The following is a 19738-nucleotide window of genomic DNA, read 5'->3' as shown; positions in this document are numbered from 1 at the left end:
AACACTTAATGCGTTATTTTCTTTTTCTTACTGTTTTTTGCGCCTCTTTGTTAAGTGTACAAGCTCAAAATGCTACGCTTAAAGGTGTAGTATTAAACGAAAATAACCAACCGCTAAGTAATGTAAATATTAGCACATCTGCCGGTAATGGCACTGTAAGCAACATTAACGGGTTTTATAGTATAAATTTACCTACAAACAAAAGTATACAAGTAGTTTTTAGTCATGTTTCATACAAAAACATTACCCTAACAATTACTTTAAAAGACGGTGCAGATTTTGAGTTTAATCCGGTACTAAAAACACAAATTGCACAAATTTCAGAGATAACACTTGTAGCAAATCAAAATAAACTACTTCAAGGTGTTACTCATATTACACCCCAACAACTAAGAAAAATTCCGGGTGCGAATGCAGGTGTAGAAAACATACTGCTTACACTACCCGGAGTTAGTAATAACAATGAGCTTAGTACACAATATAATGTTAGAGGTGGTAATTACGATGAAAACCTTGTTTATGTTAACGAAATAGAAGTTTACCGTCCGTTTTTAATTCGCTCCGGACAACAAGAAGGGTTAAGTTTTGTTAACTCTAATATGGTTCAGAATATATATTTTTCTGCCGGTGGATTTCAAGCTAAGTACGGCGACAAACTATCGTCTGTTTTAGATATTACCTATAAAATTCCTGATGTTAACTACACGCAAATAGCTGCCAGTTTACTTGGTGCGAGCGCTACATTGGCCACAAAGAATAAAAACGGAAAATGGTTAAGCATTAACGGAATTAGGTACAGAGATAATAGTTTATTAGTAAACAGTAAAGAAACACAAACAGACTTTAATCCGCTTTTTGCAGATTTTCAATCTTATACAACTTATAGAGCCTCAAGCCAATTAGAATTTAATTTTCTGGGCACAGCATCTATAAATCGATATAAATACAAACCATTAACAAGGCAAACCAATTTTGGATCGTTATTAAATCCTGTTGCATTAATTATTAATTATCAAGGTAAAGAAGACGATGCTTATAAAACTGCTTTAGGTGCTTTTAAAGCAACATATTTTGCTAATAAAAACCTTACATTAAAACTAATAGCATCAGGATATGTAACTACAGAAAGAGAGTATTTTGATTTGCTGGCCCAATATGAATTAGCCGATATTAATACAGATTTTAGCTCGGATGATTTGGGTCAGGTTACATTTTCTCAAGGAATTGGCTCTCAATTAAATCATGGTCGTAATACAGTAAACGCATCAATTTTTAATATCACTCATAAAGGGAACTATCAAGTAAATAACAATCAAATAGAATGGGGAGCAACATTTACGTACGAAGCAATAAATGATAGAATTGTTGAATGGGAAGTTATTGATTCTACAGGATTTTCTATTAGGCCTCCATTAGCAGAATTTAATAACAACCAACCCTACCAACCCTTTGTTGCTCCGCTAACTCCTTACCAAAATATTAGAGCAAAAAACAATACAACTATAAACAGAGTATCTGGTTTTACACAATGGTCTAAAAGGTTAGGTTTTAACAATCAAAAACTTTACATAAATCTTGGTGCCAGAACTCAGTTTTGGAATGTATCTGCACAAAACAATCAATCTTCATCAGATTTTACTATAAGTCCGAGAGCTCAAATTTCTTTTAAGCCTAACTGGGAAACAGACATGGTTTTTAAACTTTCCGGTGGGTGGTATCATCAACCGCCTTTTTACAGAGAGCTCAGAGACAGTACCGGCAATGTAGTACCGGATGTTAAGGCTCAAGAATCCATACATTTTGTAGCCGGACACGAATATAGCTTCACGCTATGGAAAAGTCCTTTTAAGCTCATATCTGAAGCCTATTACAAAAAACTAAACAATGTAAACACCTACACAGTAGAAAATGTGAGGGTTAGGTATAGAGCAAACAACAACGCAACAGCATATGCTTACGGATTAGATTTACGCTTGCACGGAGCTTTTGTTCCGGGTACAGAATCTTGGTTTAGTTTTGGGTATCTTAAAACTCAAGAGAATTTAAATAACAGAGGGTATATTGCCAGACCAACAGATCAGCGTTTAAAGTTTGCTCTCTTATTCCAGGATTACGTACCCAACATACCTCAACTAAAAATGTATTTAAATATGGTGTATAATACCGGCTTGCCGGGAGGCTCTCCCAGCTATGCTAATCCGTACTTGTTTCAAAACAGATTGCGCGATTACAAAAGAGCTGATTTAGGTATTTGGTATGTGCTAACAGATTATAACAATCAATTTAAAAAAGGGCATTGGCTACATAAATTTAAAGAACTGAGTGTTGGGTTCGAAATATTCAATATTTTTGACGTCCAAAATGCAATTACTAACACATGGGTTAGAGATGTGTATAGTAAACAGCAGTTTGGAATACCAAATTTTATGACCGGTAGAGTGTTTAATGTGAAATTGAATATGCAGTTGTAATGAAAAAAATATACGTACTTATACTTTTACTCAGTGTTAATTCTTTTTGCTTAGCCCAAAAAACAATTTACGAAAGTGCTGCTTTTAAATCTCTTAGCAAAAATCATAAAACCATAGCAATTATACCTTTTTTAGCAACACTGCATCTTTCTGACGAAGCCATTTCTGAAAACCAATTAAAAGAACTTGAAGAAACAGAAGGTTATGCAGTACAAAATGCTTTAGAAACTTATTTTTTAAAAAGAAAAAAAAGAAAAAAGCTATCGGTTAGTTTTCAAGATATAGCAGCCACCAATGCCAGCTTACAAAAAAACAATATTACATACCAAAACATAGATGTTTATACTACCCAAGAGCTTGCCGAAATTTTAGGTGTAGATGCAGTAATTAGCGGAAACTTAACTCTTAACGCCTTAATTTCTAAGGGTGTTTCTGATAATTTTAATTTAATTGATTATTTAACTGGAAAGTCTGATTACGGCCGAATTGCCATTAAAATAAGTGATGGCGCAACCGGCAAATTACTCTGGAAATACGAAAAAACCATTACCCGAAAATCTGGCAAAAACACACAAGCCATCATAGAAAGTATGATGAAACAAGCTGCTAGAAAATTTCCTTACGATAAAAATTAACTATTTAAAAGTTCTTTTAGTACTTGTACTACGTAATCTAACTCTTCTTTAGTATTATATTTAGAGAAAGAAAAACGTAGCGACGGGTATTGTAATTCTTCTTCAGTAAGGATTTCTCTTAAAACATGAGAGCCCATATTGCTTCCAGATTGGCAAGCACTTCCTTTAGAGCATGCAATCCCTTTTAAGTCTAAATTAAAGAGTAATAATTGTGCCTTTTCTGCAGTAAATGGTAAACTTACATTAACTAAGGTGTAGGTACTACGGTTTAAATCTGCACACCCACCATTAAACTTAGCTTCCGGTACTGCTTCTGTAAGTTTATTAATAAAGTACTGTTTTAAATTGGTTACATAGGCTTTTTCTTGGTCTAAATTTTTGTAAGCTTCTACAAAAGCTGTTTCTAAACCAACAATATTATGTGAGCTTTCTGTACCGGCTCTAAATCCTCTTTCTTGTCCGCCCCCAAAAATAAGTGGTTTTAAACCGGAATCTTTTCTAATGTATGCAAAACCAACACCTTTAGGCCCATGAAATTTATGGGCAGCAGCAGCCATAAAATCTACTTTTGTTTTTTGCACATCCCACTCAAAGTGCCCAATAGATTGTACCGTATCTGAATGAAAATATGCATTGTTTTCTTTGCACAAATTGGCTACTGTATCTATATCAAGCATGTTACCAATTTCGTTATTAACATGCATTAAACTCACCAATTTTTTTGAAGAGTCTTGTGTTAATAATTGCTCTAAATGAGAAATCTTAACAAAACCTTTTTCGTCTAAATCTACATAGTGTACTGTAACATTATATTCTACCGCCAATTGCTCTACAGTATGTAACACTGCATGGTGCTCTATTTTAGACGTAATAATGGTCTGTATTCCCAAATCTCTAACAGCACACCTCAAAATCATGTTATCTGCTTCGGTTCCTCCAGAAGTAAATATTATTTCAGAAGGATGAGCATTTAACTGTTTTGCAATTGTTTTTCTGGCACGCTCTATCATACTTCTGCACGAACGGCCAAAACTATGTGTAGAAGAGGGATTTCCGTAATGTTCTTGCAATGCTTTTTGCATTGATGCTATTACCTCTTCTCTAACCTGAGTGGTAGCTGCGCTATCTAAGTACACTTTTCTCATAAGCGCAAAAATAAAACTTTAAAAAATAATATTGTTATACTTCTTAATAAACCTGTATTCTATTACATTTGCCATACAATGCAAGTATAGTTATGAAACAAATTGTATTCTTTTTAGCACTTTTTTTGATTTTTTCTTGTGATGATGGCGACTTGCAAATAGAGACTATAGATTTCTCTAACGCTTCTGTAGAAACGTGTAGTGAAGTAACTACAGAAACAAACGTATTTTTTAAAATTAATACTGAAGAAGCACTTGTACTTACCCTACAAAGCGGACTCATAGAAAACGAAGAAACACCTGAAAACGAACCTCGTACCGCAACAATAGGTTCTAGCACTACCTTAGTGTACAGAGTGTTTAACAACACTGTTACTAAAGGTTATTTTTGTGACGATATCCCTCCGGTAAACCCTGTTGTGGTTGAAGAAGTGTCGGCTAAAGACGGTATTGTAAACGTTTATACAGAAGCTGTAGCAGAAGGCACTACAACAAGTTACAATCATACCATAACATTAAGCAATCTAACTTTTATTAATAGTGAAGGTGAGCGAATTACAGATTTAAACGAAATTGAGTTTGGTACGGTTACTACCCAAGTAGAAAACTAATTGTTCTGATAAATATAGACTTCCGTAGCACCAAAACCATAGGTTTTAAAGTTTGCATCATAAAAAGATACATTGTAGCGCCCCAGTAAATATTCTAGCTCCATTTTTAAAACCCCTTCTCCTACTCCGTGTATAAATACAACACGTTTAATACTATTTTGTATGGCAAACTCTAATTTGCGTTTAGCTGTTTCTATTTGGTAGGTTAAAATATCATGGTTAGTCATTCCTTTTGTAGATTTTACCAGCTTCTCTATATGTAAATCTACTTGCATTGGGGGTTCTTTCTTTTCTTTTTTCTTTACAACTCTTCTTTTGGTGTTTTGTGTTTCGGACGAAATTTTATGCTTAACATCTGCCGTAGAAACTTTTTTAAGTAATTGGTTGTTTTCTATTTTAACCAGTTCATGAGCTTTAAAATCTAATTCAAACCCAAAATCTGTTTCTATGCTAATAACATTTCCTGTTATTTTAGTAACAATTCCGGTTAAATTATCATCAATAGTCTCTACTTTATCGCCTATTGCAAAACCCATTTTTAATTAGTTTTCTTCTGTGTTGTTGTCAGCATCAGTTTTATTAGCTTGTGTAAACTTTGTTGTTTTGTATAACCCAAACATAATTAACACAAAACCAATAACAGTTGCAAACACATATAAAAAACCTTCTTTGTTTAAAAAACTCCAAACCAAAATAACTCCTAAAACAATACTTAGTAAGTTTAAATAAATAGACCGCATTTTATAATATTTAGTGTTACAAAAATAGTTGTATTTTTATACGAACGAAATTGTACTACCAATACAACCATGCATACCGCACTTTCTTTATTTATAAATGCAGATTCTTACATGCTGCCTTGTTTAAATAAAAAACTTTTTGGAGTTGCTTGCCCTGGTTGTGGTATCCAAAGAGCTGTTGTACTGCTATTTAAAGGTGAGTTTGGAGCAGCTTTTGCAATGTATCCGGCAATTTACACTTTGCTATTACTTTTTGGTTTTTTAGCATTTAACAAATTTTATACGGTAAAATACGCTAATAAAATTATAATTACTCTTGCAGTAATTAACCTAACCATTATACTCACCAATTACATTTTAAAACTATATAACTAAAGCATGGAACAACAAAAACTACCTAATGTAACCCTCTCTTTAGTATTGGGAATTATCTCTTTCATTGCTTGTTGCTGCTCTTCTGGTATTGGCGGTTTGCTTTTTTCTGGGATAGCCTATTTTTTTGTAAATAAAGACGAAAAATTATATGCACAAAATCCGGAGCTATACAGTAACTACAGTCAGTTAAAAACTGCAAAAATTATTGCCATCATCGGACTAATATTAGCTGCCATTAATTTAATAATAGCTGTAGTTTACATAATCTCTTTAGGAGGTATAGATGCTTATATAGAAGAGTACCAAAGACAGCTAGAACAATTTCAATAAACCATTACTATGCAAAAACTACCATATTCAGATTTAGTTTTAGCCATGGGTATTAGCTCTTTGGTTGGTACTCTTTTTTGCTGTGGCCCTTTTGGTATAATATTTAGTATTATTGGACTAATTTACGCTCAAAAAGCAAATACTATTTATAAAGATAACCCGAGTAAGTATATTGGCTACAATAACGTTAGTGTTGGCAAAGTAATGTCTTGGATTGGCTTAGTATTAGGCTTACTAATGTTAGTGTTTTTTATTATTTACTTTGGAGTGATTATGGCATTTTTTATTGGTGAAAATTATAGTTATTAAAAAAGCTGCCAAAAGGCAGCTTTTTTTTCTATTTTTCGAACTCTTTTAGGGTTTTAGTGATAATATCTACACATTCTAAAAGTTGTTCTTTTGTCATAACTAACGGTGGAGCAAATCTAATAATATTACCATGAGTAGGTTTTGCCAACAAACCGTTATCTCTTAGTTTTAAACATATATTCCAGGCTGTATCACTTTCAGGACTATCGTTTACAACAATAGCATTTAAAAGTCCTTTTCCTCTTACTAACTTTACAATAGAGCTGTTTGCAATGTACTTATTCATTTCGGCTCTAAAAAGCTCTCCTAATTTAGCAGCATTTTCGGCTAAATTTTCATCTTTAACAACCTGTAATGCCTCCATAGCAACGGCACAAGCCACCGGGTTTCCTCCAAAGGTACTTCCGTGTTGTCCGGGTTTAATTACATTCATAATCTCATCATCAGCTAATACAGCACTTACAGGATAAGCTCCTCCGCTTAGTGCTTTACCTAAAATTAAAATGTCCGGACGAACATTTTCATGGTTTACAGCTAACAATTTTCCGGTTCGGGCTATACCTGTCTGTATTTCATCGCCAATAAATAGTACATTATGCGCCTCACACAATGCTTTAGTTTTAGCCAAATAGCCCTCGTTTGGCACATAAACACCAGCTTCTCCTTGTATTGGCTCTACTAAAAACCCTGCAATATTTTTATGTTCTTTTAAAACTTTCTCTAAAGCATCTGCATCATCATAGGGTATTTTAATGAAACCGGGAGTGTAAGGCCCAAAGTTTTTTCGAGCATCAGGATCGTTAGAAAAAGAGATTATTGTTGTTGTTCGGCCGTGAAAATTATTTTCACACACAACTATTTGTGCCTCGTGCTCCGGTATTCCTTTCTTCTCGTATGCCCACTTTCTACAAATTTTAATTGCGGTCTCTACGGCTTCTGCTCCAGTATTCATTGGTAATAACTTATCATAACCAAAATACTGTGTTGTATACTGCTCGTATTTACCTAAAACATCATTGTAAAATGCTCTTGATGTAAGCGTTAGTTTTTGTGCTTGAGTGGTCATTGCTTGTACAATTCTGGGGTGGCAATGACCTTGATTTACTGCAGAATAAGCAGAAAGAAAATCAAAGTATTTTTTTCCTTCTACATCCCACACATAAACACCTTCTCCTTTACTTAAAACAACAGGTAACGGATGGTAGTTGTGTGCTCCATACTTATCTTCTAATGCAATGGCGTCTTTTGACGTGATTTTTTCTAAAACTGCCATAATGTAATTTTTTAGGGTAAAACTTTCGCAATTCCTTCTTAAGTAGGAGAGAAATCATCCTGTAGCGCCCGCAAATTAGCAAATATTTTGGGTTTTTTAAAGTTTCTTATGAGTGTATTAACGTTGCTTTTTTCTTGATACTTAACCAGTAAAAGTTATTAGAAGTAAAATTTAACCTTTAAAACATTCTTTAATCAACAAAAAAACAGCATCGATTAAACAATAATAAATACCGATTAATGTTATTGTTTTTAAGATAAACCGTATTATTTGTATTGATTTTCCGAAAAATAAAGTCTATTTTAGTAACATATTAACCTCTTTAATACTTCGCTTTCTGCCACCAATCTAATGTATTCAATCAATTCTAAAGATAATTATTTAAAAAAAGAACTGTATTCCTTAATGCTTAAAGACAGCTCAATTTTTGAGTTTATTACAAGCAATGCTTTAGACGGAATGTGGTATTGGGATTTAGAAAACCCTGAAAACGAATGGATGGATGATAAATTCTGGAAAACCCTTGGGTACAACCCAAAAAAAATGCCTCATAAAGCTGCTGCTTGGCAGAATATAATTCATCCGGACGATTTAAAAACTGCAACCGATAATTTCATAAAACATTGTGAAGACCCAAACCATCCTTACGACCAAGAAGTTAGGTACAAGCACAAAAAGGGGCATACTGTTTGGGTGCGCTGTAAAGGTGTTGTAATTAGAGATGAAAATGGTAAACCCACCCGAATGTTGGGGACTCATATAGATATTACTCCTCAAAAAAAAGCACAAGAAAAACTAGCCCTACAAAACAAACGTTACAGCCACATAATTAAAGGTACTAACATAGGTACTTGGGAGTGGAACGTTCAAACCAACGAAACCAGATTTAATGAACGGTGGGCTGAGATTATTGGCTATACTTTAGAAGAAATTAGTCCTGTTAGTATAGAAACTTGGGTAAAACATTCGCACCCCGACGATTTAGAGAAGTCTAATAAATTACTTCAAGACCATTTTGAAGGGAAAACCGAGCTTTATATGCATGAAGGTAGAATGAAGCATAAAGACGGTCACTGTGTTTGGATTGTAGATAGAGGGAAAGTTGTTAGTTGGACAGACGATGGAAAACCTTTATTAATGACAGGCTCTCACATAGATATAACCTACCGTAAAAAAAATGAGCTTTTACTTGAAAACTATAAAGATTTATTAGAGCGCTCTAATGCTGCTGCCAAAATTGGCACTTGGGAAGTAGATTTAGAAAAAAATGAAGTTTTTTGGAGTAACACTACCAGGGAAATTCATGAAGTACCGGACAGCTTTTCTCCTAATTTTGAGAATGCTTTTAACTTTTACCCTGAAGGTGAAAACAGAGAAAAAATTGAAGATGCTGTTAACCAAGCAATAAACAATGGTGTAAATTATGATATAGAGTTACAAATTAAAACCTATAAAAATAATTTAAAATGGGTTAGAGCTATCGGTATTATAGACTCTACAAAAAATATTAAACGTTTTTACGGCCTGTTTCAAGATATAGATGAGTTAAAAAAATCACAACTAAAAATTGCGCTCAGAGAAGAACAATTCAGACAAACTTTTGAGTATTCATCTATTGGGATGGCTCTTGTTGGGCTTGATGGTAAATGGTTAGATGTAAATAAAAGTGTTTGTGATATTGTTGCTTATCCTAAAAAGGAATTGCTTAAACTCACCTTTCAAGATATTACACACCCAGATGATTTAACGTTAGACCTTAACCTACTACAAGAGCTTATAGATGGAAAGCGTAGCAGTTACCAATTAGAAAAAAGGTACTTTACAAAAAATGGCGATATAGTTTGGGTTAATTTATCGGTTTCTATGGTTAAAAATGATAAAGGTGAACCTATTCACTTTGTATCTCAAATTCAAGATATAACAGAAAAAAAACAACTTTTAGATACACTCGAAGATCAAAATAAACGCCTAATAAACTTTGCTCATATAGTATCTCATAATTTAAGATCGCATACCGGAAACATTGGAATGCTGTTAAGCTTATTCGAGTCTGAATATCCGGATTTAGTTGTAAACAACGAGCTTTTTGGTCATTTAACAGATGCTTCTAAAAATTTAAATGAAACCGTACAACATTTAAATGAAGTTGTAGTAATAAACACTAAAATTCACGATAATCTTCAAAAATTAAACCTAAATGAATTTGCACAAAAAGCATTAGAAAATGTTAGCGGTTTGGCTAAAGATGCTAATTGCGCAATAACAAACAAAACTAATAATAGTACTATGGTAATGGCTATTCCGGCGTATTTAGAGAGCATAATTATTAATTTTTTAACCAATGCCATAAAATACAGATCGCCTAAACGGGTATCTAGAGCAACAATAAATAATTATATAGATGGCAACTATTGTGTACTGCAAATTACAGATAATGGCTTAGGAATAGACTTAGAAAAACATGGTAAAAAACTATTTGGCATGTACAAAACCTTTCATAACAACAAAAATGCAAGAGGTATTGGGCTTTTTATTACCAAAAATCAAGTAGAAGCCATGGGTGGTAAAATAGAAGTAAATAGTCAAGTAGATGTTGGCACAGAGTTTAAAATATATCTTAAACTTGCTTCATGATTAGTACTACAACTAATTAATGATTATATTTACATAAACACCAACTTTTTTCAGTCTTGAAAAAAATAGATATAGCTTGCATCATAGATGATGATCCGATTTTTGTTTTTGGCACCAAAAAAATACTGGAGGTGGTAGATTTTTGCAATTCATTTATGGTGTTTAGAAACGGACAGGAAGCTATAAATAAACTCACTCCCGTTATTAAATCAGGTATAGATGTTCCTGAGCTTATTTTGTTAGATTTAAACATGCCCATAATGGATGGTTGGGAATTTTTAGAGGAGTTCATTAAAATTCCTAATAAAAAGAAAATCACCATTTTTATTGTAAGCTCATCTGCAGACCCTAAAGACATGCAAAAAGCTAAAGAATACGAAGCCGTTACTAACTACATTATTAAACCAATTACATTAGAAAATTTAAAAAATATTGTAAGTGAGTTCGAAGGGTACTAACCCCTTATTTAAGGATAGTTTTTAATTTTTTCTTCCCTTTTACAAGCTAACTTCTAAAATGCGCTATTTTTGCGCTATGTCTAGAAAAAGAAATCGTAAAATATTTAACCGGTTAACTGTTATAGATGCCGGGGCTAAAGGTAAGAGCGTTGCCAAAGCACCAGACGGTAGGGTTATTTTTTTAACCAACACCGTTCCGGGAGATATTGTAGATGTAGAAACCTATAAAAAGCGTAAAAATTATTACGAAGGCAAAGCCATTTATTTTCATGAATATTCTAATAAACGAACAGAACCTCTTTGCCAACATTTTGGCGTTTGCGGAGGATGCAAGTGGCAAAATATGGCTTACGAGCATCAATTATACTACAAACAAAAAGAAGTAGAAAACAACCTTACAAGACTTGGAGGGTTAACACTCCCGGAAGTATTTCCTATTAAAGCTTCCAAAAAACAGTACTACTACAGAAACAAAATGGAGTTTTCTTTTTCTGATAGTAGATGGATTACACAAGAAGAGCTGGAAAGTAACACAGAAATAACCGATAAAAATGCACTAGGTTTTCATATTCCTGGTAAGTGGGATAAAGTTTTAGATATTAAAGAATGTCATTTACAAGAAAATCCCAGCAACGCAATTAGATTGGCCGTTAGAAACTTTGCTGTAGCCAATAACATGACTTTTTTTAATACTAAAACACAAACAGGTTTTTTGCGCTCTTTACTAATTAGGACCACCACTACTGGGCAAATAATGGTTTTAATACAGTTTAGAGAAGAAAACCATTCGCTACAAACTAAATTATTAGACTACATAAAAACAACCTTCCCTGAAATCACCTCATTATTGTACGTAATTAACAATAAGGCAAACGATACGCTCTATGATTTAAATGTAATTTGCTACCATGGTAGTGACTACATTGTAGAAGAAATGGAAGGACTTAAATTTAAAATAAATGCTAAGTCGTTTTACCAAACCAACCCGGAACAAGCCTTAGAACTCTATAAAATTACACGTGATTTTGCAGGGCTAACCGGTAATGAACTAGTGTACGATTTATACACCGGCACCGGTACTATAGCTCAGTTTGTAGCCAAAAAGGCAAAGAAAGTTGTAGGCGTAGAAGCTGTTCCTGAAGCCATAGAAGCTGCAAAACAAAATGCAAAGGAAAATAACATTACAAATGTTGATTTTTTTGTAGGCGATATGAAAACTGTATTTAATACAGACTTTATAGAAGCCAACGGAAAACCAGATGTTGTAATAACCGATCCGCCTCGAGATGGTATGCATAAAGATGTAGTAAAACAACTTTTATGGCTAAAACCTAAAAAAATTGTGTATGTAAGCTGCAATAGCGCAACACAAGCCAGAGATTTAGCACTGTTAAAAGAAACTTATAAAATAACTAAAGTTCAACCGGTAGATATGTTTCCGCAAACCTATCATGTAGAAAATGTTGTACTTTTAGAACGATAGACCAATTTTTATTATGAAAACTATTTGGTATTATTTACTTATACTATGCTGCATTGGGACAATATCTTCTTGTGAAAAAGATGATATATGTGTAGAAGGCAATACTCCGCTACTAATTGTTAGATTTTATGATGAAACAGACACTACTCAAACTAAAGCTGTAAGCAATTTAACGATACAAGGTGTTGGCAACGAATTACTTTTTCCGGTTGCAAGTGCAGACTCTATTGCTATACCGTTAAAAACTTTAGAAAATAGTACAGCTTTTACCCTTACTTTAAACGGTGCATCAACAGATACAACTGTTGTAAAAAATCCGGATACGGTAACATTTACCTATACTGTTAAAGAAGTATTTATTTCTAGAGCTTGCGGATATATTGCAAACTTCACAAACATAAATGCTTCGGTTACATCAGACTCAGACAATTGGATTAAACAAATAATTATTCAGCAGCAGAACGTAGAAAATGAAACATCAGCGCATATTAAAATATATCATTAATTTATTAGTTTTTGCATTGCCATTACTTAACGTAGCGCAAACTTCACAAGATACACTTGTTTATAAAGAGCGTTACGGATTGCGTATAGGAATAGATGTTAGTAAACCGGTACGTGCTTTTTTTGATGACGATTACACCGGTTTAGAAGTAGTAGGAGATATTAGAATCTCTAAGCGTTTTTATTTAGCCGGAGAATTGGGTACAGAACAAAAAACAACTCAAGAAGATTTATTTAATTTCACCTCTAAAGGAAGCTATTTTAAAGTAGGTTTAGACTACAATACCTACGAAAACTGGTATGGGATGGAAAATAGTATTTATACCGGTTTACGTATTAGTGCAAGTACTTTTAGTCAAGAGCTTAATTCATATTCTTTTTTTACAGATACACCTTATTGGCAAGAACCTCAAGAGGCCGGTAATAATCCGGATTTACTTAGAGAATTTAAAAACCTTAATGCTCTCTGGGCAGAAGCTGTTTTTGGTTTAAAAGCAGAAATGTTTAATAACTTATACTTTGGAGCAAGTATTAGACTGCATTATTTAATTAGCGATAAAGCTTCTGACGAGTTTCCTAATTTATGGATTCCGGGGTTTAATAAAGTTACGTTAAGTAATAATTTTGGAGTAAGTTTTAACTATACCGTATCTTATTTTATCCCGTTATATAAAAAAGAAAAAAACTAAAGCGGTTTTCCTTTCTTAAAAAACCAAGAAATATACATTTTAGAGGTTTTGTTTTGTTTTATAACTTTAAATTTTGGCGCTAATATGCTTGCTAAAACAGCAGCCAATACGCCTCCAAACAAACTTGTTAAGTTAAACAATAAAACAAGCGCATAACGCATTACTAAAAATAGTACTGCAAAACATAAAAAATTTAAAGCAAATGCTTTGTTCTCTGCTTTCATATATTAAAAGATTTTTGCTTAGCTTTTTTACTTCCTTTATAAATATCGTATTTAACAAGTTTACTTTCTAATTTCCCGTTAAAAAGCTTTATTCTTCTGGTTGGGCGTAAACCAACATGCTTTAAAGCCTCTAAGTTAGATGTTATAAACCATGCCTCACTATTGCTGTAATTTTGTTTTAATGTGTTACCAATTTGCGAATAAAAATAGTTTACATCTATTGGTAAACGCTCTCCGTATGGCGGATTAAACACTATATGCAGTTTATTTTCTGAAGTCTTTTCGGTTTCAAAAAAATCGTCTTTTACAATTGTTATATAGTCTTGCAAGTTAGCATTCTTAACATTTTCACGTGCTTTGCGTACAGCACTAAAGCTTCTATCATATCCTTTAATAGTATATTTAAAATCTCGAGCCTTGTTTAAACTGCTCTCTACAATTTTATCAAATAAATCAGCGTCAAAATCATTCCATTTTTCAAAAGCAAATTCTTTTCTGTTAATGTTAGCCGGAATATTACAAGCAATCATAGCAGCCTCAATAGGTATTGTACCACTTCCGCACATAGGATCTAAAAAATCACATTGTCCATCCCATCCGGATAGCAATAACATTCCTGCTGCTAACACTTCGTTAATTGGCGCTTTGTTAGTGTCTGTCCTATACCCTCTTTGATGTAATGACCGTCCGGAAGAATCAAGAGAAATTGTACATGTTTTATGTTGTATGTGTATGTTAATTTGCAAATCAGGGAACTTAACATCTACATTAGGTCTTTTTCCAACAACTTTTCTAAACCTGTCTGCAATAGCATCTTTTGCTTTTAACGCAACATATTTAGAATGCGTAAAATCTTTAGAAAACGTAACTGCACCTATGGCAAAAGTTTGATTTGCGTTTAAGTAATTTTCCCAAGCTATATTATATATAGTGTTGTATAAATCTTTTTCATTTTTTACGGTGGCTTTATGTATTGGTTTTAAAATTTTTAGTGCAGTACGCAAGCACAAATTTGCCTTATACATAAATCCTTTATCTCCTTTAAAGCTAACGCTTCTAACACCTTTCTCCGGAGCAATAGCTCCGAGTAATTTAAGTTCTTTTACCAAAACATCTTCTAAACCATATAATGTTTTGGCAATCATGGTATAATTATCAGTCATTTTTTCTTCCTATAAAGAAGCAAAAATACGTTAATTTTGCACCCTAAAGTTACTTTCATGCAAAAAGCAGTTAACAATTGGTACACTAAGTGGTTTAATACAGAATATTATCATTTACTCTACCAAGACAGAGACCATAAAGAAGCCAAACTATTTATGGATAATTTAACCCAATATCTTAGTATTCCTAAGGGTGGCAGTATTTTAGATTTAGCATGTGGTAGAGGCCGTCATTCTATTTATTTAAACACGTTAGGGTATAATGTTACTGGGGCAGATTTATCTGAAAATAGCATAAACTATGCTAAACAATTTGAAAATGAATCGCTTAAATTTGTGATTCATGATATGACAAAACCATTTCATAACACTTTCGATGCTGTTTTTAATCTCTTTACTAGTTTTGGTTATTTTGATGACGAAGCAGATAACCTAAACACCATTAAGGCAATAAAAAGTAACTTAAACAAAGTTGGTTTTGGCGTTATAGATTTTTTAAACATAGAGTATGTTAAAACCAATTTAATACCCGAAGATGTAAAAACCGTAAACGGAATAGAGTTTCATCAAAAACGCTACATAAAAGACGGATATTTGTTTAAAGAAATTAAATTTACACACAACCAACAAGATCACTTTTATGTAGAAAAAGTAAAAGCGTTATCACTTTCAGATTTCGAAAACTATTTTAATGAGGCAGGAGCTTATTTATTAGATATATTTGGAGACTATAAACTTACTAAATTTAAACCCGAAAGCTCAGAACGCTTAATCATGATTTTTAAATAATGAACAAGTATTTATTCCCTATTTATGCAGTTATTATTGGCGCATTAATTGTTTTTATTATAAAACCAAACAAACCCAAAAACACAAAATTACTCTTAGCTTTTAGTGGTGCTTTTTTACTATCTATCACAATTTTCGAAATCATTCCGGAAGCTTTTAGTTTTGGGCATGAAAAAGTAGTAGGCCTTTTTATTTTATTGGGCATATTACTTCAAATAATCTTAGAGTATTTTTCTAAAGGAGTAGAACACGGTCATATTCATACACCAACAAACACAACAATTCCGTGGTCTGTATTAATTGGGTTGTTTATACATGCATTTTTAGAAGGATTCCCTATAAAACAAGATAATAACCTTATGTACGGTATTTTGGTTCATAAACTGCCGGTAACCATTATACTTGTTACTTTTTTAATGCAAACGGCCGTAAAAAAATGGCAAATTTTGGTAATACTTTTACTCTTTGCTTTAATGACCCCACTCGGAACCATAATAACAAATCAAACTAACCTCTTGCAACATATAGAGCCTTATGTAAATGCACTTGTAATTGGTACATTTTTACACATATCTACCATTATTTTATTTGAAAGCTCAGAAGGTCATAAATTTAATCTCAATAAATTAGTTGCAATTGTACTGGCAATTAGTATAGCATATATATTATAAATATGTTTAGTAAAGAAGAATCTAAAAGAATACGACAAGAATTTTGGACTTCTTTCGGAAAATCTTTCCCAAGAAAGTGGATTCTTTACAACACTAAAATTAAAGACTTCTCTTTTAAATTTTATTTTGATACCAAAAAAGCAATTGTAGCGCTAGACATAGAAGACACTAACCTGGAAAACAGAATAAAGTACTACGAAAAAGTACGCTCTCTAAAAACTATACTACAACAAGAGTATATTCCGGATGTAATATTTGAAGATTGCTATATATTAGAAAACGGAAAAGAAATCTCAAGAATCTACACACAGCTTAACAATGTGTGCATTCACAACAAAAACACATGGCAAGAAACTATGGAGTTTTTGTATCAAAAAATGGTAAAATTCGAAGCGTTTTGGTTAGAATATCAAGATATAATTAAAAACTAAACAACTTCAAGTAATATAAAAAGATAATGAGAAACACACCCTCCAAGAACAAAAAAATGCCAAATTACATGGTTGTATGGTATTTTTTTTATTGCATAAAAAACTGTTCCTAAAGTGTAAAAAGCACCTCCTAATAACAATAAATACAATCCCGTTTCAGATAAATTATTCAATAAGGCTTTCAAATCAAAAACTATTAACCATCCCATCAATAAATACAACACAAGAGATAAAATTTCATACCGCCCGGTAAAAAATATTTTCAATGCCGTTCCTACAAAAGCAATACCCCAAACAATCCAAAACAATAACCAACCAGATTCTTTTTCTAAAGTAATCAAGCTTACCGGCGTATATGTGCCCGCTATTAAAAAATAAATGCTAATATGGTCTATCTTCCTCCAAAATTTCTTTAAAGATTCTTTAGTTACTGCGTGATATATTGTAGAAGCAGAAAACAAAATTACCGACGACACTGAGTAAACTACAATGCTAAAAGTACTATAAGGAGTTTTATCATTATTATTTAAAAGTAAAATAAACAACCCAATTACAGCAAATAATATCCCTATCGCATGAGAAATTACATTCCAAAATTCTTCCCTTTTAGATTGGTTCATGCTTAAAAATTTAACTCTTTACTATTCTGTATAAAATTAAAAAGAAAGTATAACTTATTAAATTTCGCAAGTAAAACCCATATATTCTTAACAAAAAGTAGCTGTCTAAATCCGTTTTCATTTATTTGGGTGTGTCCCTTCGGGTCGGGCTATCCGCTTAAATCTTTTGTTTTTTTAAAACAAAAGGATACCGCTTCTATCCCCTCACACAAAGCTTTTTTTGCAGGTAAAAGTAGTTGCTTTAAAAAAAACATAACTCACACCATACAAAAAACAAAAAAACCCTCCACTAAATTAGTGAAGGGTTTTAAAACAAGGCGGCGACATACTCTCCCGCAATAAGCAGTACCATCTGCGCTGATGGGCTTAACTTCTCTGTTCGGAATGGTAAGAGGTGAGCCCCATCGCTATAGCCACCTTAAATCTTTCAAGTGCTTTAAACACCTGTATAAGGTACATATTGAGATACTATACTTAAAAAACAAAAACAAAAAAGCTGCTAGATAAGTCTACGGGTTATTAGTACTACTCGGCTCCATACGTTACCGCACTTCCACCTGTAGCCTATCAACGTGATCGTCTCTCACGACCCTTTAAAGAAATCTCATCTTGTGGCGGGTTTCGCGCTTATATGCTTTCAGCGCTTATCCCTTCCAAACATAGCTACTCTGCAATGCTGCTGGCGCAACAACAGATACACCAGAGGTTTGTCCAACTCGGTCCTCTCGTACTAGAGTCAGATCCACTCAAATTTCTAACGCCCACAGTAGATAGAGACCGAACTGTCTCACGACGTTCTGAACCCAGCTCGCGTGCCACTTTAATGGGCGAACAGCCCAACCCTTGGGACCTTCTCCAGCCCCAGGATGTGACGAGCCGACATCGAGGTGCCAAACCCCCCCGTCGATGTGAGCTCTTGGGGGAGATCAGCCTGTTATCCCCGGAGTACCTTTTATCCTTTGAGCGATGGCCCTTCCATACGGAACCACCGGATCACTATGCTCTAGTTTCCTACCTGATCGACTTGTAGGTCTCTCAGTCAAGCACCCTTATGCCATTGCACTCTACGCACGGTTACCAAGCGTGCTGAGGGTACCTTTAGAAGCCTCCGTTACTCTTTTGGAGGCGACCACCCCAGTCAAACTACCCACCACGCACTGTCCTCCCATAAGGGAGTTAGGCTTCAGATAAGCAAAGGGTGGTATTTCAACAACGACTCCACAACACCTGGCGATGCTGCTTCTAAGTCTCCCACCTATCCTACACATCACTTATCCAAAGTCAATACGAAGCTATAGTAAAGGTTCACGGGGTCTTTTCGTCCCACTGCGGGTAAACGGCATCTTCACCGTTACTACAATTTCACCGAGCTCATGGCCGAGACAGTGCCCAGATCGTTACACCATTCGTGCAGGTCGGAACTTACCCGACAAGGAATTTCGCTACCTTAGGACCGTTATAGTTACGGCCGCCGTTTACTGGGGCTTCAATTCAATGCTTCGCTAATGCTAACATCTCCTCTTAACCTTCCAGCACCGGGCAGGTGTCAGACCCTATACATCATCTTTCGATTTAGCAGAGTCCTGTGTTTTTGATAAACAGTCGCCTGGGCCATTTCTCTGCGGCCTCCCCGGAGGGAGGCGACCTTTCTCCCGAAGTTACAGGTCTATTTTGCCTAGTTCCTTAGCCATGAATCGCTCGAGCGCCTTAGAATACTCATCCCAACCACCTGTGTCGGTTTACGGTACAGGCTGCATAACTCGCTTTTCTTGGAAGTACATACAAAGGATTATCACCGTGGCCGAAGCCGTAGTGTACTATCGGGGTGTCACCACTCCCTTCAACGTACTATTCCGTCAGTACGCACCTTCTTCTGTCCTCCGTCACTTTTAGCGTTATGCAGGTAGCAGAATATTAACTGCTTTCCCATCCACTACCCCCTTCGGGTTCGTGTTAGGACCTGACTAACCCTCAGCTGATTAGCATAGCTGAGGAAACCTTGGTCTTTCGGCGTGCGGGTTTCTCGCCCGCATTATCGTTACTTATGCCTACATTTTCGTTTCTATACGCTCCAAATCGCCTCACAGCTCTTCTTCAACGCATATAGAATGCTCCCCTACCCCTCCTTTCGGAAGCCATAGCTTCGGTGGTATACTTAATGCCCGATTATTATCCATGCAAAA

21 protein-coding genes and 2 rRNA genes (1 of these 23 running past the window's edge) are annotated in these 19738 nt (G+C 34.3%); 14 read left to right on the top strand and 9 right to left on the bottom strand.

The features are described from left to right. Nucleotides 1-8 precede the first annotated feature (8 nt). Both ACZ5CF_RS06495 and ACZ5CF_RS06490 read left to right on the top strand, forming a co-directional pair. A complete protein-coding gene (locus tag ACZ5CF_RS06495) occupies nucleotides 9-2471 on the top strand; it encodes a TonB-dependent receptor (RefSeq protein ID WP_464578358.1) in 2463 nt (820 codons plus the stop codon). Continuing rightward, the gene (locus ACZ5CF_RS06490; protein WP_464578356.1) at nucleotides 2471-3106 is read left to right on the top strand and encodes a hypothetical protein; all 636 of its coding nucleotides are present in this window, start codon (nucleotides 2471-2473) and stop codon (nucleotides 3104-3106) included. Before ACZ5CF_RS06495 ends, ACZ5CF_RS06490 begins: the two co-directional genes overlap by 1 nt. On the opposite strand, the gene ACZ5CF_RS06485 is transcribed toward ACZ5CF_RS06490, so the two are convergent. After that, nucleotides 3103-4251, bottom strand: a complete 1149-nt coding sequence (locus tag ACZ5CF_RS06485) for a cysteine desulfurase family protein (protein ID WP_464578355.1) — start codon at nucleotides 4249-4251, stop codon at nucleotides 3103-3105. The genes ACZ5CF_RS06490 and ACZ5CF_RS06485 overlap by 4 nt on opposite strands. 92 nt (nucleotides 4252-4343) lie before the next feature. Between ACZ5CF_RS06485 and ACZ5CF_RS06480 the strand changes: the two genes are divergently transcribed. After that, complete coding sequence (locus tag ACZ5CF_RS06480; RefSeq protein ID WP_464578354.1) at nucleotides 4344-4862, top strand: hypothetical protein; 519 nt, start codon at nucleotides 4344-4346, stop codon at nucleotides 4860-4862. Here the strand turns inward: ACZ5CF_RS06480 and ACZ5CF_RS06475 are convergent. After that, nucleotides 4859-5398 carry a Smr/MutS family protein gene (locus ACZ5CF_RS06475; protein ID WP_464578353.1) on the bottom strand — a complete coding sequence of 180 codons (540 nt, stop codon included), beginning with the start codon at nucleotides 5396-5398 and terminating at the stop codon, nucleotides 4859-4861. The genes ACZ5CF_RS06480 and ACZ5CF_RS06475 overlap by 4 nt on opposite strands. Before the next feature lie 6 nt (nucleotides 5399-5404). Further along, nucleotides 5405-5602 (bottom strand): hypothetical protein, encoded by a 198-nt coding sequence (locus ACZ5CF_RS06470; RefSeq protein ID WP_464578352.1) that lies wholly within the window; start codon nucleotides 5600-5602, stop codon nucleotides 5405-5407. A 69-nt stretch (nucleotides 5603-5671) separates the two neighbouring features. Between ACZ5CF_RS06470 and ACZ5CF_RS06465 the strand changes: the two genes are divergently transcribed. The 3 genes from ACZ5CF_RS06465 to ACZ5CF_RS06455 are packed head-to-tail and all read left to right on the top strand — an operon-like array spanning nucleotide 5672 to nucleotide 6616. Continuing rightward, entirely contained in the window at nucleotides 5672-5977 is a 306-nt protein-coding gene (locus ACZ5CF_RS06465; protein WP_464578351.1) for a DUF2752 domain-containing protein, read from the top strand. Nucleotides 5978-5980: 3 nt separating this feature from the next. Beyond that, nucleotides 5981-6307, top strand: coding sequence for a CCC motif membrane protein (locus tag ACZ5CF_RS06460; protein ID WP_464578350.1), 327 nt, complete (start codon nucleotides 5981-5983; stop codon nucleotides 6305-6307). A gap of 9 nt (nucleotides 6308-6316) precedes the next feature. Then, nucleotides 6317-6616, top strand: coding sequence for a CCC motif membrane protein (locus ACZ5CF_RS06455; RefSeq protein ID WP_464578349.1), 300 nt, complete (start codon nucleotides 6317-6319; stop codon nucleotides 6614-6616). Between the two features lie 28 nt (nucleotides 6617-6644). Here ACZ5CF_RS06455 and rocD read toward each other — a convergent pair whose 3' ends face one another. Next, entirely contained in the window at nucleotides 6645-7889 is a 1245-nt protein-coding gene (gene rocD, locus ACZ5CF_RS06450; protein ID WP_464578348.1) for an ornithine--oxo-acid transaminase, read from the bottom strand. Nucleotides 7890-8240: 351 nt separating this feature from the next. On the opposite strand from rocD, the gene ACZ5CF_RS06445 reads away from it, so the two are divergent. The 5 genes from ACZ5CF_RS06445 to ACZ5CF_RS06425 all read left to right on the top strand — a co-directional run bounded on the left by ACZ5CF_RS06445 (nucleotide 8241) and on the right by ACZ5CF_RS06425 (nucleotide 13657). Continuing rightward, a complete protein-coding gene (locus ACZ5CF_RS06445) occupies nucleotides 8241-10523 on the top strand; it encodes a PAS domain-containing sensor histidine kinase (protein WP_464578346.1) in 2283 nt (760 codons plus the stop codon). Nucleotides 10524-10579: 56 nt separating this feature from the next. Continuing rightward, complete coding sequence (locus tag ACZ5CF_RS06440; protein WP_464578345.1) at nucleotides 10580-10981, top strand: response regulator; 402 nt, start codon at nucleotides 10580-10582, stop codon at nucleotides 10979-10981. A gap of 76 nt (nucleotides 10982-11057) precedes the next feature. Then, nucleotides 11058-12464: a 23S rRNA (uracil(1939)-C(5))-methyltransferase RlmD gene (rlmD, locus tag ACZ5CF_RS06435; protein WP_464578344.1), complete on the top strand. Its 1407-nt coding sequence runs from the start codon at nucleotides 11058-11060 to the stop codon at nucleotides 12462-12464. Nucleotides 12465-12477: 13 nt separating this feature from the next. Continuing rightward, nucleotides 12478-12969 carry a DUF6452 family protein gene (locus tag ACZ5CF_RS06430; protein WP_464578343.1) on the top strand — a complete coding sequence of 164 codons (492 nt, stop codon included), beginning with the start codon at nucleotides 12478-12480 and terminating at the stop codon, nucleotides 12967-12969. Continuing rightward, a complete protein-coding gene (locus ACZ5CF_RS06425) occupies nucleotides 12935-13657 on the top strand; it encodes a DUF6048 family protein (RefSeq protein ID WP_464578342.1) in 723 nt (240 codons plus the stop codon). The genes ACZ5CF_RS06430 and ACZ5CF_RS06425 overlap by 35 nt, the downstream gene beginning before the upstream one ends. Here ACZ5CF_RS06425 and ACZ5CF_RS06420 read toward each other — a convergent pair. Together ACZ5CF_RS06420 and ACZ5CF_RS06415 are read right to left on the bottom strand one after the other, a co-directional pair. Beyond that, nucleotides 13654-13881, bottom strand: coding sequence for a hypothetical protein (locus tag ACZ5CF_RS06420; RefSeq protein WP_464578340.1), 228 nt, complete (start codon nucleotides 13879-13881; stop codon nucleotides 13654-13656). The two genes, ACZ5CF_RS06425 and ACZ5CF_RS06420, sit on opposite strands and share 4 nt — an antisense overlap. Next, nucleotides 13878-15044, bottom strand: coding sequence for a THUMP domain-containing class I SAM-dependent RNA methyltransferase (locus tag ACZ5CF_RS06415; RefSeq protein WP_464578338.1), 1167 nt, complete (start codon nucleotides 15042-15044; stop codon nucleotides 13878-13880). Before ACZ5CF_RS06415 ends, ACZ5CF_RS06420 begins: the two co-directional genes overlap by 4 nt. 57 nt (nucleotides 15045-15101) lie before the next feature. Between ACZ5CF_RS06415 and ACZ5CF_RS06410 the strand changes: the two genes are divergently transcribed. From ACZ5CF_RS06410 to ACZ5CF_RS06400, 3 genes are read left to right on the top strand one after another with little or no spacing between them, the layout of a single operon-like run. Then, nucleotides 15102-15833 (top strand): class I SAM-dependent methyltransferase, encoded by a 732-nt coding sequence (locus ACZ5CF_RS06410; RefSeq protein WP_464578336.1) that lies wholly within the window; start codon nucleotides 15102-15104, stop codon nucleotides 15831-15833. After that, nucleotides 15833-16504: a ZIP family metal transporter gene (locus ACZ5CF_RS06405; protein WP_464578335.1), complete on the top strand. Its 672-nt coding sequence runs from the start codon at nucleotides 15833-15835 to the stop codon at nucleotides 16502-16504. The genes ACZ5CF_RS06410 and ACZ5CF_RS06405 overlap by 1 nt, the downstream gene beginning before the upstream one ends. 2 nt (nucleotides 16505-16506) lie before the next feature. Beyond that, entirely contained in the window at nucleotides 16507-16935 is a 429-nt protein-coding gene (locus tag ACZ5CF_RS06400; RefSeq protein ID WP_464578334.1) for a DUF4268 domain-containing protein, read from the top strand. On the opposite strand, the gene trhA is transcribed toward ACZ5CF_RS06400, so the two are convergent. The 3 genes from trhA to ACZ5CF_RS06385 form a co-directional block, all read right to left on the bottom strand. Beyond that, the gene (trhA, locus tag ACZ5CF_RS06395; RefSeq protein WP_464578333.1) at nucleotides 16932-17555 is read right to left on the bottom strand and encodes a PAQR family membrane homeostasis protein TrhA; all 624 of its coding nucleotides are present in this window, start codon (nucleotides 17553-17555) and stop codon (nucleotides 16932-16934) included. The genes ACZ5CF_RS06400 and trhA overlap by 4 nt on opposite strands. Nucleotides 17556-17867: 312 nt before the next feature. Further along, nucleotides 17868-17976 (bottom strand): 5S ribosomal RNA (gene rrf, locus ACZ5CF_RS06390). 78 nt (nucleotides 17977-18054) lie between these two features. Then, nucleotides 18055-19738 (bottom strand): 23S ribosomal RNA (locus ACZ5CF_RS06385) (it continues 1145 nt past the right edge of the window).

The sequence above is a fragment of the Lutaonella thermophila genome (genome assembly GCF_055387725.1).
The sequence above is the reverse complement of the archived record's forward strand: the minus strand, read 5'-3'. Positions and strand labels throughout refer to the sequence as shown.